This window comes from Streptomyces sp. WAC06614, assembly GCF_003949795.1.
Classification (GTDB): domain Bacteria; phylum Actinomycetota; class Actinomycetes; order Streptomycetales; family Streptomycetaceae; genus Streptomyces.
The window spans coordinates 16,558-29,566 of sequence record NZ_RPRY01000012.1 but is presented as its reverse complement, the minus strand read 5'-3'; the positions used below and the strand labels follow the sequence as shown (position 1 = coordinate 29,566).

9 protein-coding genes are annotated in these 13,009 nt (G+C 71.9%); 7 read left to right on the top strand and 2 right to left on the bottom strand.

Features of this window, described 5'->3' with window-relative positions; translation table 11 throughout:
• Positions 1–4: 4 nt before the first annotated feature.
• Positions 5–1,456 carry a glucose-6-phosphate dehydrogenase gene (gene zwf / locus EF918_RS03195; RefSeq protein ID WP_125640235.1) on the bottom strand — a complete coding sequence of 484 codons (1,452 nt, stop codon included), beginning with the start codon at positions 1,454–1,456 and terminating at the stop codon, positions 5–7.
• 608 nt (positions 1,457–2,064) lie between these two features.
• On the opposite strand from zwf, the gene EF918_RS03190 reads away from it, so the two are divergent.
• The 6 genes from EF918_RS03190 to EF918_RS03165 all read left to right on the top strand — a co-directional run bounded on the left by EF918_RS03190 (position 2,065) and on the right by EF918_RS03165 (position 8,873).
• Positions 2,065–2,904, top strand: a complete 840-nt coding sequence (locus tag EF918_RS03190) for an aldo/keto reductase (protein WP_125640232.1) — start codon at positions 2,065–2,067, stop codon at positions 2,902–2,904.
• 234 nt (positions 2,905–3,138) lie between these two features.
• Positions 3,139–4,506, top strand: coding sequence for a hemolysin family protein (locus EF918_RS03185; protein WP_125640229.1), 1,368 nt, complete (start codon positions 3,139–3,141; stop codon positions 4,504–4,506).
• Positions 4,503–5,516, top strand: coding sequence for a hemolysin family protein (locus tag EF918_RS03180; RefSeq protein WP_125640226.1), 1,014 nt, complete (start codon positions 4,503–4,505; stop codon positions 5,514–5,516). The genes EF918_RS03185 and EF918_RS03180 overlap by 4 nt, the downstream gene beginning before the upstream one ends.
• A gap of 182 nt (positions 5,517–5,698) precedes the next feature.
• Complete coding sequence (locus tag EF918_RS03175) at positions 5,699–6,109, top strand: tyrosinase family oxidase copper chaperone (RefSeq protein ID WP_125640223.1); 411 nt, start codon at positions 5,699–5,701, stop codon at positions 6,107–6,109.
• Positions 6,106–6,951 carry a tyrosinase family protein gene (locus tag EF918_RS03170; RefSeq protein WP_125640220.1) on the top strand — a complete coding sequence of 282 codons (846 nt, stop codon included), beginning with the start codon at positions 6,106–6,108 and terminating at the stop codon, positions 6,949–6,951. The genes EF918_RS03175 and EF918_RS03170 overlap by 4 nt, the downstream gene beginning before the upstream one ends.
• A 344-nt stretch (positions 6,952–7,295) precedes the next feature.
• Entirely contained in the window at positions 7,296–8,873 is a 1,578-nt protein-coding gene (locus EF918_RS03165; RefSeq protein ID WP_125640217.1) for a peptide MFS transporter, read from the top strand.
• Positions 8,874–8,901: 28 nt separating this feature from the next.
• Here EF918_RS03165 and EF918_RS03160 read toward each other — a convergent pair whose 3' ends face one another.
• Complete coding sequence (locus tag EF918_RS03160) at positions 8,902–9,795, bottom strand: hypothetical protein (RefSeq protein ID WP_125640213.1); 894 nt, start codon at positions 9,793–9,795, stop codon at positions 8,902–8,904.
• Between the two features lie 192 nt (positions 9,796–9,987).
• On the opposite strand from EF918_RS03160, the gene EF918_RS03155 reads away from it, so the two are divergent.
• A complete protein-coding gene (locus EF918_RS03155; RefSeq protein ID WP_260609733.1) occupies positions 9,988–12,801 on the top strand; it encodes a M4 family metallopeptidase in 2,814 nt (937 codons plus the stop codon).
• The last annotated feature ends 208 nt before the right edge of the window (positions 12,802–13,009 follow it).

The following is a 13,009-nucleotide window of genomic DNA, read 5'->3' as shown; positions in this document are numbered from 1 at the left end:
GGGCCTAGGAGGGGACCGCCCGTCGGTCGGGCAGGTGCCAGCGGTACGGCGCCACGAGGGTGTCGATGCTGTCCGGTCCCCAGCTCCCGGGTGCGTACGGTTCCACCGCCGGTGGCGCGGCGAGCAGCGGGGCCGCCACCTCCCAGAGCCGCTCGATCCCGTCGGACCGCGTGAACAGGGACTGGTTGCCGCGCATGGCCTCCAGCAGGAGGTGTTCGTACCCCTCCAGGAAGTTCTGCGCGGCGAACGAGGTGCCGTAGCGGAAGACCATGTCGCCGTCGGCCAGCTGCATCGACGGCCCCGGCTCCTTGACCAGGAAGCGGGCGGTGAGCGAGCCGGGGTCGTCGAAGTCGATGACGAGCTCGTTGCCACGGCCGCCCGCGGCCGCCCGCGTGTCCAGCGGGAACATCCGCAGGACGGGCTCGCGCAGGCCGAGCGTGACCAGGTGCCGTCCCTCGGCCAGGGCCTTCCCCGTGCGCAGGTGGAACGGGACGCCCGCCCAGCGCCAGTTGTCGATCTCGACCCGCAGCGCGGCGAAGGTCTCGGTGTCCGACGCCGGGTCCACGCCCTGTTCGTCGCGGTAGCCGGTGTACTGGCCTCGCACGACGTGCGCGGGGTCCAGCGGGCGCATGCTGCGGAAGACCTTGACCTGCTCGTCGCGGAGCGCGTCCGCCTCCAGGGCGACCGGCGGTTCCATCGCGATGAACCCGAGCAACTGGAACAGGTGGGTGACGACCATGTCCCGGAAGGTGCCGGTGCCTTCGAAGAAGCGGGCGCGGCCCTGGATGTCGATGTGCTCGGGGACGTCGATCTGGACGTGGCTGATGTGTTCGCGGTTCCACAGGGGTTCGAAGAAGCCGTTGGCGAAGCGCAGGGCCAGGACGTTGTCGACGGCCTCCTTCCCGAGGAAGTGGTCGATCCGGAACACCCGTGACTCGTCGAAGACGGCGTGGATGGCGGCGTTCAGCTCACGGGCGGACGCGAGGTCGGCGCCGAAGGGCTTCTCGACGATGACCCTGCCGTTCCCGGCGAGCCCGGTGGAACCGAGCAGATCGATCATCGAGGTGAACGCCACGGGCGGCACGGCGAGGTGGAAGAGCCGGCGCGGCTCGCCCCCGAGGGCCGCCTCCGCCTCCCGCACCGCGGCCAGCAAGGGGTCGGCAGCCCCGGTGTCGGCCGCGCCGAACGACAGGGCGGCTTCGAACGCCTCCCACGCCGGGCCTTCGGGCCGCGAGCGCCCGAACTGCGCCACGGCCTGCTGCGCGTGGCGCCGGAACTCCTGATCGGTGAGGGCCTCGGCCGCCGGAGCGGTGCCGACGATGCGGTAGCGGCGCGGCATCAACCCCGCCCGCGCCAGGTGGAACAGCCCCGGCAGCAGCTTGCGCCTGGCCAGGTCGCCCGTAGCACCGAACAGAACGATGACGTGGTCCGCGGGGGACTCGGCGGGCTGGACCATCGGGCCTCCTCACTCTCCGCGCCACGGCGCTGCACGGCACGGCCGACCGCGGTGCCGGCTCCGCCACCGTGGCGGGGCGCCGTGGGTCCTCAGCATTCCACTTCGTGCACGCCCTGCCGGACCGGCGCACCGGAGGCCTTCGCGGCGCTACCCCCGGGTAACGTCGCGGCCACCGTCGGGCACGGCAGAGGCGCCGGCCCGACGGTGGCCACGTGACGGGCGGATCCGGTGACCGGACGGCGGGCGGGTGGTGAAACCCAGGGCGGGGACTGCGCTGCGCGGGTCTACTCACAGATTGGTTACTGCCGGGTTCTCACGCCCCGGAGAGCGTTTGCCGCATCAGCCGTGCACGCTCCTCATGTCACGGTCGGTCCGTGCCCTTGCGCTGTCCTGTGTCACCGATTGGCTTATCGCGTCGAGCCTACGGAAGTCCCTGTGCGGGGCCCAGACACCGACCGGCCGGCCCGGCGGCGGATCGCCTCTCCCCCGATCGGCCTCCCCCGACCGGGGGAGGGCGGGGTCCCGGAGAGGAGAGTCGCCCGTTCGGTGACATACCGGGACAATCATGAGTACGGCCCTTTGCTGACGTCCACGGGCAGGAGTCCACCATGACCAGCACACCGACGGTTCCCACCGTGCTCCTGAACTCCGGCGCGATGATGCCGACGATCGGTCTGGGGACGTACGAGATCCCCGACGCGGACGTCCCGGACGTGGTCCGCCGGGCGGCCCGGATCGGCTACCGCCTCATCGACACCGCGGCGAGGTACGGCAACGAGCGGGGCGTCGGCGAAGGCGTCAGGACCGCCGAGGTGCCGCGGGAGGAGTTCTTCGTCGTGTCCAAGGTCCGCGGCGGCGACCAAGGCTACGACGCGACGCTGCACGCCTTGGAGGAGAGCCTGCGGCGCATGGGGCTGGACCATCTGGACCTCTACCTCATCCACTGGCCGCTGCCCCGGCAGGACCTGTACGTGGACACCTGGCGTGCGATGGCGCGGCTGGCCGCCGAGGGTCGGGTCAGGTCGATCGGGGTGTCGAACTTCACCCCGGCCCACCTGGACCGTCTGGAGCAGGAGACCGGCGTCGTGCCCGCCGTCAACCAGGTCCAGATCAACCCGCGCCTCCCCCAGACCGCATGGCAGGAGTACGCCGCGACGAAGGGCATCGTGCTGCAGTCGTGGGGGCCGCTCGGCCACGGCGGTTCGTTGCTGACCGAACCCGTGGTCCACAGCGTCGCCGAACGGCACGGGAGGACCCCCGGACAGGCCGTGCTGCGCTGGCACCTCGACAACGGGCTGGTACCGATCCCCAAGACGGTGCGCCCCGTGCGCCTCGCGGAGAACTTCGCCGTCTTCGACTTCCGGCTGACGGCCGACGACCACGCGTCCCTCGACACCCTGGCCGGTACCCAGACCGCCATGGACCCGGACGTGCACGAGGAGTTCTGAGGGCGAGGGCCGTCCGGAGGACGTGGCGGTGACGCCGCACAGGTCCGATTTACCCCCTTCTTAGCGACAAGTACGGATACTGTCCGCAATCGAACCTGCGCCCGGACCCGTACGAGGTCCGCCGAGAAGCGAACGGAGAAGCGGACCCGCAATGGGTGAACCTCCCGGTCCCTGCCGTGCCACGTCCTGCCCGCCCACCTTCGGGGTCCCCGCGTGCGGGGTGGGGGTGGCACGGTGACCGAGTTGTTGCTGCTGCTCCTCGCCCTCGCGCTGACGATGGCGTGCGCGGTGTTCGTGGCCGCCGAGTTCTCCCTGACCACCGTCGAGCGCGGTGAGCTGGAACGGGCCGCCGCGGCCGGAGAGCGCGGCGCGGACAGCGCGCTGAAGGCCGCGAAACGGCTCACCTTCCAGCTGTCGGGCGCCCAGTTGGGCATCACGGTCACCTCGCTGGTGATCGGCATGCTGGCCGAGCCTTCGGTGTCCGCACTGCTGCGCGGCCCGCTGGGCGCACTGGGCCTGCCCGAGGGCGCCGTGTCCACCACGGCGACCCTGCTGGGCGTGGTGCTGTCCACCGTCGTGCTGATGGTGGTCGGTGAACTGGTGCCGAAGAACTGGGCGATCTCGCATCCCCTGGGCGTGGCCAAGGTCGTGGCCGGTCCCCAGCGTGCCTTCACGGCCGTGTTCGCGCCGCTGATCCGGCATCTCAACGACACGGCCAACCGGCTGGTGCGCCGGCTCGGGCTGGAGCCGGCCGAGGAGCTGACCTCCGCCCGTACCCCGGAGGAACTGGTCGCGCTGGCCCGGCACTCGGCACGCGAGGGAGCGATCGAGGCGGATTCCGCGGAACTGTTCGTCAAGACCCTGCACCTGGCCGAGCTGACCGCGGAGAACGTGATGACCCCGCGGGTGGACGTCCGGGCCCTGGGGAGTGGCGCCACGGCCCAGGACGCCGCGGACCTGACGCTGGCCACCGGCATCTCCCGCTTCCCCGTCCACCGCGACAGCCTGGACGAGGTCGTCGGCACCGTCCACGTGCGGGACGTCCTGGCCCTGGAGGAGCAGGACCGGGAGGCGACACCGGTGACCGATCTGATGACGGGGGCGCTGCTGGTCCCGCACTCCCTGCCCGTGGACACCCTGCTCGGTCGGCTCCGCGAGGCCCGCACCATGGCCGTGGTCGTCGACGAGTACGGCGGCACCGCCGGAGTCGTCACGGTGGAGGACATCGTCGAGGAGGTCGTCGGCGAGGTCCGCGACGAGCACGATCCCCTGGAGGTCCCCGACCTGGTGCCGGCCCCGGAGGAGAACGGACGCAGGGTGTGGGAGGCCGACGGCAGCGTGCGTCTCGACGAGCTGGAGGAGATCGGCTTCACCGTCCCCGAGGGCCCGTACGAGACCCTGGCCGGCCTGATCGCCACCCGCCTGGAACGCATTCCCGCCGAGGGTGACCGGGTCAGCGTCGACGGCTGGGAGGTCACGGTCCTGGACGTCGAGCACCACCGTGCCGACCGGGCGGCGATCCTGGCCCCCGCCGGCCCGGACCGCACCGACCGCACCGACCGCACCGACCGCACCGACCGCACCGAGGAGGAGAGCCGATGACGACCCTCCAGTTGCTGATCGGCGCTCTGACGCTGGTCACGAACGCCTTCTTCGTCGGGGCCGAGTTCGCCCTGCTCTCCGTACGCCGCAGCCAGATCGAGCCCGCGGCCCTGAAGGGCAACCGGCGGGCCAGGACCGCCCTGTGGGGTCTGGAACACCTCTCCGCGGCGATGGCCACCGCGCAGCTCGGCATCACCGTGTCCTCCCTGCTGCTCGGCGCCGTCGCCGAGCCCGCCATCGCCCAGCTGCTGGAAGCGCCGTTCGCGGCGATCGGCGTACCGGGGGCGCTGGTCCACCCGATCGCCTTCGTGATCGCGCTGACGCTGGCGACGTACCTGCACATGCTGCTCGGCGAGATGATCCCCAAGAACATCGCGCTCGCCGCGCCGGCACCGACCGCGCTGCTCCTCGGCCCGCCGCTGGTGGCCATGACCCGGACGCTGCGCCCGGTGGTGTTCGGCATCAACGCCGTCGCCGACGCACTGCTGCGCCTGCTGAAGGTGGAGCCCAAGGGCGAGGTCGCCTCGGTGTTCACCGACGACGAACTCGCCCGTCTGGTCAGGGAGTCCCAGGACGCCGGCCTGCTCGGCCCCCAGGACGGCGAACGCCTCCAGGACGCGCTCGATCTCGGCACCCGTAGGGTCGCCGAGATCATGATCCCGCGCACCGAGTTCGTCACCGTGGGCCAGGGTGTCACTCCGCGTCAGCTGGAACGCACCGCGGCGGAGCACGGCTTCTCCCGGCTGGTGGTCACCGGACCCGACGGGGCCGTCCTGGGATTCCTCCACATCAAGGACGCCCTGGCCGCCACCGACCGCGCCGCCGCCTTCGCGCCCGCCGCCCTGCGCACGGTGACCGAGGTGACGGTGGACACTCCGCTCGACGACGCCATGACGGCCCTGCGCGCCGCCGGCACCCACCTCGCCGCCGTCACCGGGCCCGAGGGCACCGTCGTCGGCTTCGTCACGATGGAGGACGTGCTGGAGGAACTCGTCGGCGAGGCCGTCTGAGCGGACCGCCCGCGCCGTTCGGCGGGAGTCGCTCGACGGCGGCCCTTCCGGCGGGACTACGCCCACCGTCCCTGCACGGTCCGGCCGTCCGGAGGAGCCCGGACGGCCGGTTCGCGGTCCGCCCGAATCGGGGCCACCGGGCCCTTCGAGAGCCGGGGCGCCGCTTGATACTCCTTCGGGCCATGAACACAATCACTCGCCGGCAAGCCCTCAGGACCACGGCCGGCGCCTTAGCCGTCCTCGGCCTCACCGCCACCGTCACGGCCACGGCCACCCACGCGAGCGCCTCGCCCCGCACGGCCGCCGCGCGCTCGGCGGCGAACGAGGTCGACGAGGTCTACCTGGGCCGCCGCATCCAGATCACCTGGGCCGCAGGCGGCTCCCACGGGGGGCACCACGGGGGTGCGGACATGCCCACCGTCCGCATAGACGGCCGTGAGCTGCACGTGATGCGCAACGTCGACGGCACCTGGATCAGCGTGATCACCCACTACGAGCCCTGCGCCGACCCGCTCTCCGTGGCCCGCGCCGCCGTGCGCGAGCTCCAGGGCGCCGATCTCGCTCCGTTCGCCCCCATGGGGGGCAACGCATGATCGTCCGCAAGAACCAGGCAGCGCTGAACGGCAACGAGAAGCGCGCCTTCACCAACGCGGTGGTCGAACTGAAGCGGAGCGGTGTCTACGACCGCTTCGTCACCACGCACAACTCCTTCGTCATGAACGACACCGACACCAGCGACCGGTACGCGCACCGCTCCCCCTCGTTCCTGCCCTGGCACCGCCGGTTCCTCCTGGAGTTCGAGGGGGCGTTGCAGCAGGTGGACCCCTCGGTCAGCCTCCCGTACTGGGACTGGACCGTCGACCGGACCCCCCGCTCCTCCCTCTGGGCCCCGGACTTCCTCGGCGGCAACGGCCGGGCCCGCGACGGGCAGGTGACGGACGGCCCGTTCGCCTACGCGGGCGGCAAATTCCCGATCAACGTGCGGGTGGACGGACGGGCGTTCCTCCGCCGGGCGCTCGGCGCCGAGGTGGCCGAACTGCCGACCAGGGCCGAGGTGGACTCCGTGCTCGCCATGCCGGTGTACGACATGGCTCCCTGGAACAGTGCCTCGGACGGCTTCCGCAACCACCTGGAGGGGTGGCGCGGGGTCAACTTGCACAACCGGGTGCACGTGTGGGTCGGCGGTCAGATGACCAGCGGGGCCTCGCCCAACGATCCGGTCTTCTGGATGCACCACGCCTTCGTGGACAAGCTCTGGGCGGAGTGGCAGGCGCTCCACCCGGGGTCCCCCTACCTGCCGGCGGCGGGCACGGCGAACGTGGTGGACCTGCGCGACACCATGCGGCCGTGGAACGACGTGACACCGGCCGACATGCTCGACCACCGCGCGTTCTACGCCTTCGACACCGATCCGGTGGCGGCCGGACGACGGTGACGGCCGGGGAGGTGGCCGTGTCCCGGGTCACGACCGGGGCGCCGGCCACCTCCACGCCGTGGCACATCGGTGCGCAGGGTGCACGCCGGAAGAAGGGGGAGCCGGGGCACGTGCCCGATCGGAGGACGTTCCGGCGGAGGCCGGGACGCCACCGGGTGAGGCAGGGTCCCACCCCGACGACCGACCGACGGCCGTGTCGGGGGCCGGGAGTCCGACGGCAGACTGGCTGGCGTGTTCCGTAGGCCGGGGAACACGTGGCTCGTCGGAGCCGCGTGCCGGCCACGCTCTTCAGGGGCCCGTACGCCCGAGGCGTGCACGCCCCGACCCCACCGAATGGGTAGCCCATGGTCACGATCACCAAGACCCCCGCGCCGGACGACGGGCCGGTCTCCGAGAAGACCTTCTTCGGACACCCCCGCGGGCTGGCCACGCTCTTCCTCACCGAGATGTGGGAGCGGTTCAGCTTCTACGGCATGCGAGCGCTCCTCCCGCTCTACCTGATCGCCGGCGGGCCCGCGGCCGCGGCCGGGTCCCAGGGCAACGGCCTGGCGATGAGCGAGTCCACCACCCTGGCCATCACCTCTCTGTACATGGCCTTGGTGTACCTGCCCTGCATGGTGGGCGGCTGGCTGGGCGACCGGCTGTGGGGGCCGCGACGCACCGTGATCGTCGCCGGATGCGTGATCGTCGCCGGCCACCTGCTGCTGGCCGTACCGGGCCTGCCGCCGTTCTTCGCCGGGCTGGCGCTCGTCGCGATCGGCTCGGGCCTGCTCAAGGCCAACATCTCCACGATGGTCGGCCACCTCTACCAGGGGCCGGACGATCCCCGCCGCGACGGCGGTTTCACGATCTTCTACATGGGGATCAACCTCGGCGGCCTGCTGGCCCCGCTGATCATCGGCACCATCGGGCAGCAGGTCTCCTGGCACCTGGGCTTCGCGCTCGCCGCCGCGGGCATGGCCCTCGGGCTCGTGCAGTTCGTGGTGGGGACGCGCCATCTGGGCGGCGGGCGCGACGTCGTGCCCGAACCCGTGGGACGGGCCGAGCTGCGCACCGTGCTGCGCACGTCCGGTCTCTGGCTGGCCGCGGCAGCGGTCGTCAGCACCGCTCTGGTGCTGTCCGGCCACTTCACGATGGACATGGCGCTGGCGGCACTGGCCCTGGCGGGCATCGCGATCCCGGTGGTCGTGCTGGTACGGATCAAGCGGGACAAGGACCTGGACGCGGGCGAGCAGTCCCGGATGAGCGCCTACGTGTGGTTCTTCGTGGCCGCCGCCGTCTTCTGGATGATCTACGACCAGGGTGCCTCCACCATGGCCGTCTTCGGCGCGAAGAACACCAGCGGGGAGCTGTTCGGTTTCGGGTTCCCGAGTTCCTGGCTGCAGTCCGCGAACCCGGTCTTCATCATGGCCCTGGGCCCGGTGTTCGCCTGGGTGTGGCTGTGGCTGGCGCGCCGCCGGCAGGAACCGACGACCACGGTGAAGTTCGCCATGGGTCTGTGGCTGATCGGTGTCTCGTTCCTGGTGTTCGTCGTACCGATGGCCATGTCCGGAGGCGGCGCCGAGGTCAGCCCGATGTGGCTGGTGTCCATCTACCTCATCCAGACCATCGGCGAGCTGTGCCTGTCGCCGGTCGGGCTGTCGGTGACCACGAAAATGGCTCCGCTGAAGTACGCGAGCCAGACGATGGGCATCTGGTTCCTGGCGGTGACGGCCGGTGACAGCGTGGCTTCGCTGCTGGTGCTGTCCGGGGTGAAGCTGGGCACCACCCCGGTGGTGGGTGTGGAGGGCGCCCTGGCCGTCCTCGCCGGCCTGGTCCTCTTCCTCCAGCGCAAGCGGGTCGAGTCGCTGGGGGCCGGGCCCGCCGGGCCCGGTCGGTCCTCCGCGCCCGGGTCGGGCGGCATGGCGACCGGCGTGTCGTGAGCCGGTCGGGCCGGGCCTGCGGACCCCCTCAGCCTTCCGGGATCGGATGCAGCCAGCCGCGGGTCGCCGCCTGGATGCCGGCCTGGAAGCGGGTGTCCGCGTCCAGTTCGCCGAGGAGCTGGTTGATCCGCCGGCGGGCGGTGTGGACGTGGACGCCCAGGCGCCGCGCGATGGACTCGTCCTTCAGCCCGGCGGCGAGCAGCCCCAGCAGCTCCCGCTGACCCGGGGTCAGCGGGCTGCCGGCGTCGCCGACCGGCGTGGCACGTCCCCACAGCGACTCGAACAGGGGCAGGACGGTCCGGCGCAGCAGGCGCTCGCCGAACACCAGGGCCGGCCCCGTGACGTCGGTGGAGCCCGAGACGGGCAGGAGGCAGGTGCGCCGGTCGACCAGGAGCAGGCTCGTGGGGAGGCGGGGTCCGGTCCGTACCTGTAGGCCGAGTTCGGTCAGGACGGTCAACACCTTCGCCTTGTCGGGGAAGTCCGTGCCCGTGCGGTCGGTGACGGTCCGCACGGTGACGCCCCGGGCCAGCAGCCCGCGGACGTGGCGGCACCCCGCCGCCGCGACCTCTCCGGCCCCCTCCCTCCCCCGGCCGTGCGGCAGCCGGTCGAGCACCAGCACCTCCTTCTCCGCGGCGCCGAGCATGCGGTCCACGCGCGCCGCGACGTCCTCGGTGCTGACGAGCGTCTCGATCTGCGGCGGCGCCGGCGGGCGGGACGGGACGGGGCGCGGCCCGCGCCGGAGGAGGTCGGAGTAGACGCGCAGGGATTCCAGAACGGCGGACTCCTGCCGCAGGAGTTGCTCACGGCGCTGGATGATCCTGCCCAGCGCCGCGGCGGGGTCGCCGATCCCCTTGCGGGCCACCGTCCCGCTGTCGTCCTGCGGGGGCTCCGGGCCCGGCTCGTACGGGTCGGTATCGATCATGCCGCGGATTCTCACGGCCTTCACGGCGTGCACACAAGTGTGCATGTCCATTTCTGAGCCGGCCCCGGATCTGGCGCCCGGACCGTCAGCGGCGCTTGCATGGCGGCTGCTCACCGCAACCGTCCAGGCACTCATGGTGAAGGAGACCCGTTGCCCAGGTTCACAGCACCCTCGTCGGCGTCTGCCGAAGTCGTGCAACAGGTATGGCGCAAACGTCTCGCTCCGGCCGGCGCACTCGCCGTCCTGCTGGCCGTGGCGACGGCCCTGCAGGGATCGGCGGCGTGGGCCGTCGGTACCGTCGGCGGCCCCGTGAACGCCCGGCCCGGCCGGGACACCGCCACTCCGGTCCTCGTCGAGGGGATACGCGAGTCCGTCGACGCCAAGGCCGCCCCGGCCGACGCGGCGCGCGAGCACCTCGCGTCGAACAAGAGCCGGTACAAGATCCCCCGGGCCGGCAGCGATCTGACGCCGGTGGCGACGTCCTCGGGACCGACGGCCGAGACGGTCCGGCTGCAGCAGAAGCACCGCGGGGTCGAGGTGCTGGGCGGCCAGTACGTGGTGCGCATGGAGAAGCAGAACGACAAGCGCGTGGTCACCGGTACCTCGGGGCACTACTTCACCGCCCTCACCACCGACGTGACCCCCGAGATCGACGAAGGACTCGCCGTGCGGCGCGCGGTCTCGGCCACCTACCGCCGGCTCGCCGGAGCCCTCGACAAGAGCCAGGCGCCGCGCGAGGAGAACGGCGGCTCGCCCGCCGCCACCGGTCTCACCGGTGAGTCGAAGGGCCTGGTGGTGCTCCCCAAGGGCGCAGGTGTCCTCGCCTACCGCGTCACCGTGCAGGGCACCACGCCCGGCAGCACGGAGCCGGTCGTGCACGAGGTGTACGTCGACGCCCACGCGGGCTACCCGGTGCTCCAGTACAGCGCCGTGAAGACGATGGCGGCTCCGCAAGCACCGGGTGCGGCGCGGGCGGCCGACGGAGCGACGGCCGGCTCCCCGCCGGAGGCCGCGCCGGGGCTGTTCCCCGAAAGCGGTTCCGGTACCCGGCTGAACGGTGCCGCGGCCACGCTGGACATCGCCTACGACCAGCCCGCCGGAGCGTTCGTCCTGGCCGACGCCGCCCGGATGCGCGGCTCCAGCAAGGGGCTGCTGGCCACCTGGGACGCCCGCGGCCGGTCGGTCTCGGAGGCCTCCGGCCGGTGGCCGAGCGGAATCAAGATGTTCTCCTCCCCGACCTCCGCGTTCGGCGCCGCCGCGACCGATTCGGGTGCCGTCGACGCCCACTGGAACGCCGGCCAGGTCTACGACTACTACAAGAAGAACCACGGGCGGGACAGCCTCGACGGCAACGGCACGGCCGTCAACTCGCTCGTCGGCGTCACCTACTACGGCCTGCCCTACGTCAACGCGTTCTGGGACGGCACCAAGATGGTGTACGGCAGCGGGAACGCAGAGTACAAGCCGCTGTCCGCAGACACCGACGTGGTCGGCCACGAGATGACCCACGGGGTGATCGAGCACTCGGCGAACCTCGTCTACGCCGGCCAGTCGGGTGCCCTGAACGAGGCCCTCGCCGACTACTTCGGCAACGCGATCGACGTCACCGCCAACGGCACGCCGATGAGCGACCCCACGGCGGGACTGATCGGCGAGGACCTCTGCCGCACCAAGGCCGCCGCCGACTGCGCCCTGCGCAACCTCAACGACGGTGCCACGACGTCCAAGAACTTCCTGGGCGTGTCGTTCGCGACCGACAACGGTGGCGTGCACCTGAACTCGACGATCTTCTCCGGCGCGCTGTGGGACATGCGCGAGGACCTCGGCGGCACGCTGGCCGACAAGATCGTCTACAAGGCCGTCACCGAGTACATGACGCCGATCGACGGGTTCACCGAGGCCCGGGAGGCGGTGCTCGCGGCCGCCAGGGCGCTGGGCGCCACCGCCGCCCAGCAGAACACGGTCAAGCGGTCGTTCAACGCCCACGGCATCGTCCCCGGCTGGGAGCAGGCCCTCGGCCTGGACACCGACAGCCTCTTCGGGACGCTCAACACCACCGATTCGGGCGTCGGCGCGGGCGGCGGCTGGTGGGCCGTCTCGAAGTCGAACGACGACGGCTCCGAGCCCTACTCCGTCTACGCCGGCCGGCTGGACGGACAGGGCGCCCCCAAGGTGATCAGCCCCAACGACGGCAGGTACCACACCTCTCCTGCGACGGACGGCAGGACGGTCGTCTGGACCGCCTACGGCCGCACGTCGGTCGACGTCCTGTCCCGTCCCGTCGCGGGGGGTCCGGTCAAGACGCTGTACAGCTCGACGACCGGCGTCTCCGGTCTGCGGGTGGACAAGGGCGTGGTCGTGTTCGAGGAGTACGACATCCTCGGGGGACGGCACGTCGCCTACCAGCGCCCGGCCGACAGGACGCCGGTCTTCACCGACGGACGCAGGCGGGACACCCTCACCGGTCTCCCCTCCCTCCACGGCGACAAGATCGCCTACGCCAAGCTCTACCCCCAGGACGGGACCTACCGGCTGGGAGTGGAGGTCCTCGACCTGGCCTCCGGCAAGTCCGTGATGGCGGAACGGCTGGAGGAGCCGGTGAGCCTCGGCCAGACCGCCGTCAACGACAAGAACGTGTTCTGGCTGGCCGACACCAACCGGAGCGACGCCGGGCAGCTGACGATCATGAGCGCCGCCCTGGACGGTACGGGAGCGTACGCCGTCAGCAGCGAGTACAAGCCGGGCGCGCTCATCGCGTCCGACCTGACCGTCTCGCAGGACGCCCTGACGGTCGTGGGCTGGACGCCCGACACCCGGTACCGCAACGAGTCGCTGCCCAAGCTCTGGCAGCTGTCCACCGACGGCTCCCGTCGGGACCGCGTCTCCTGCAACCGCGGTGAGCAGAACTACCCCGCGGCGGGCTCCGGCCGCCAGGTCGCCTGGCTCGACTCGACCACCGGCTCCACCGAGCTGGTCGTCCGCGACCGGCCGGCCGGGAACTGCTGACGACAGGGCACGAGGGGCGGGGACGGCGACCTCCTTCGCCGTCCCCGCCCCGCAGGCATGCTCCCGCCGGGGGGCGGGGCGGGCGCGGACGGAGACGGCCCGGGTCGCTGGGCGGGAAGGTTCCCGGACGGCCCGGCCTCAGCACACCGGGCGCAGCGCCTCGGCCAGTCTCCGTAGTTCCTCGGCGGTGGCCGGGTCACCCGACTCC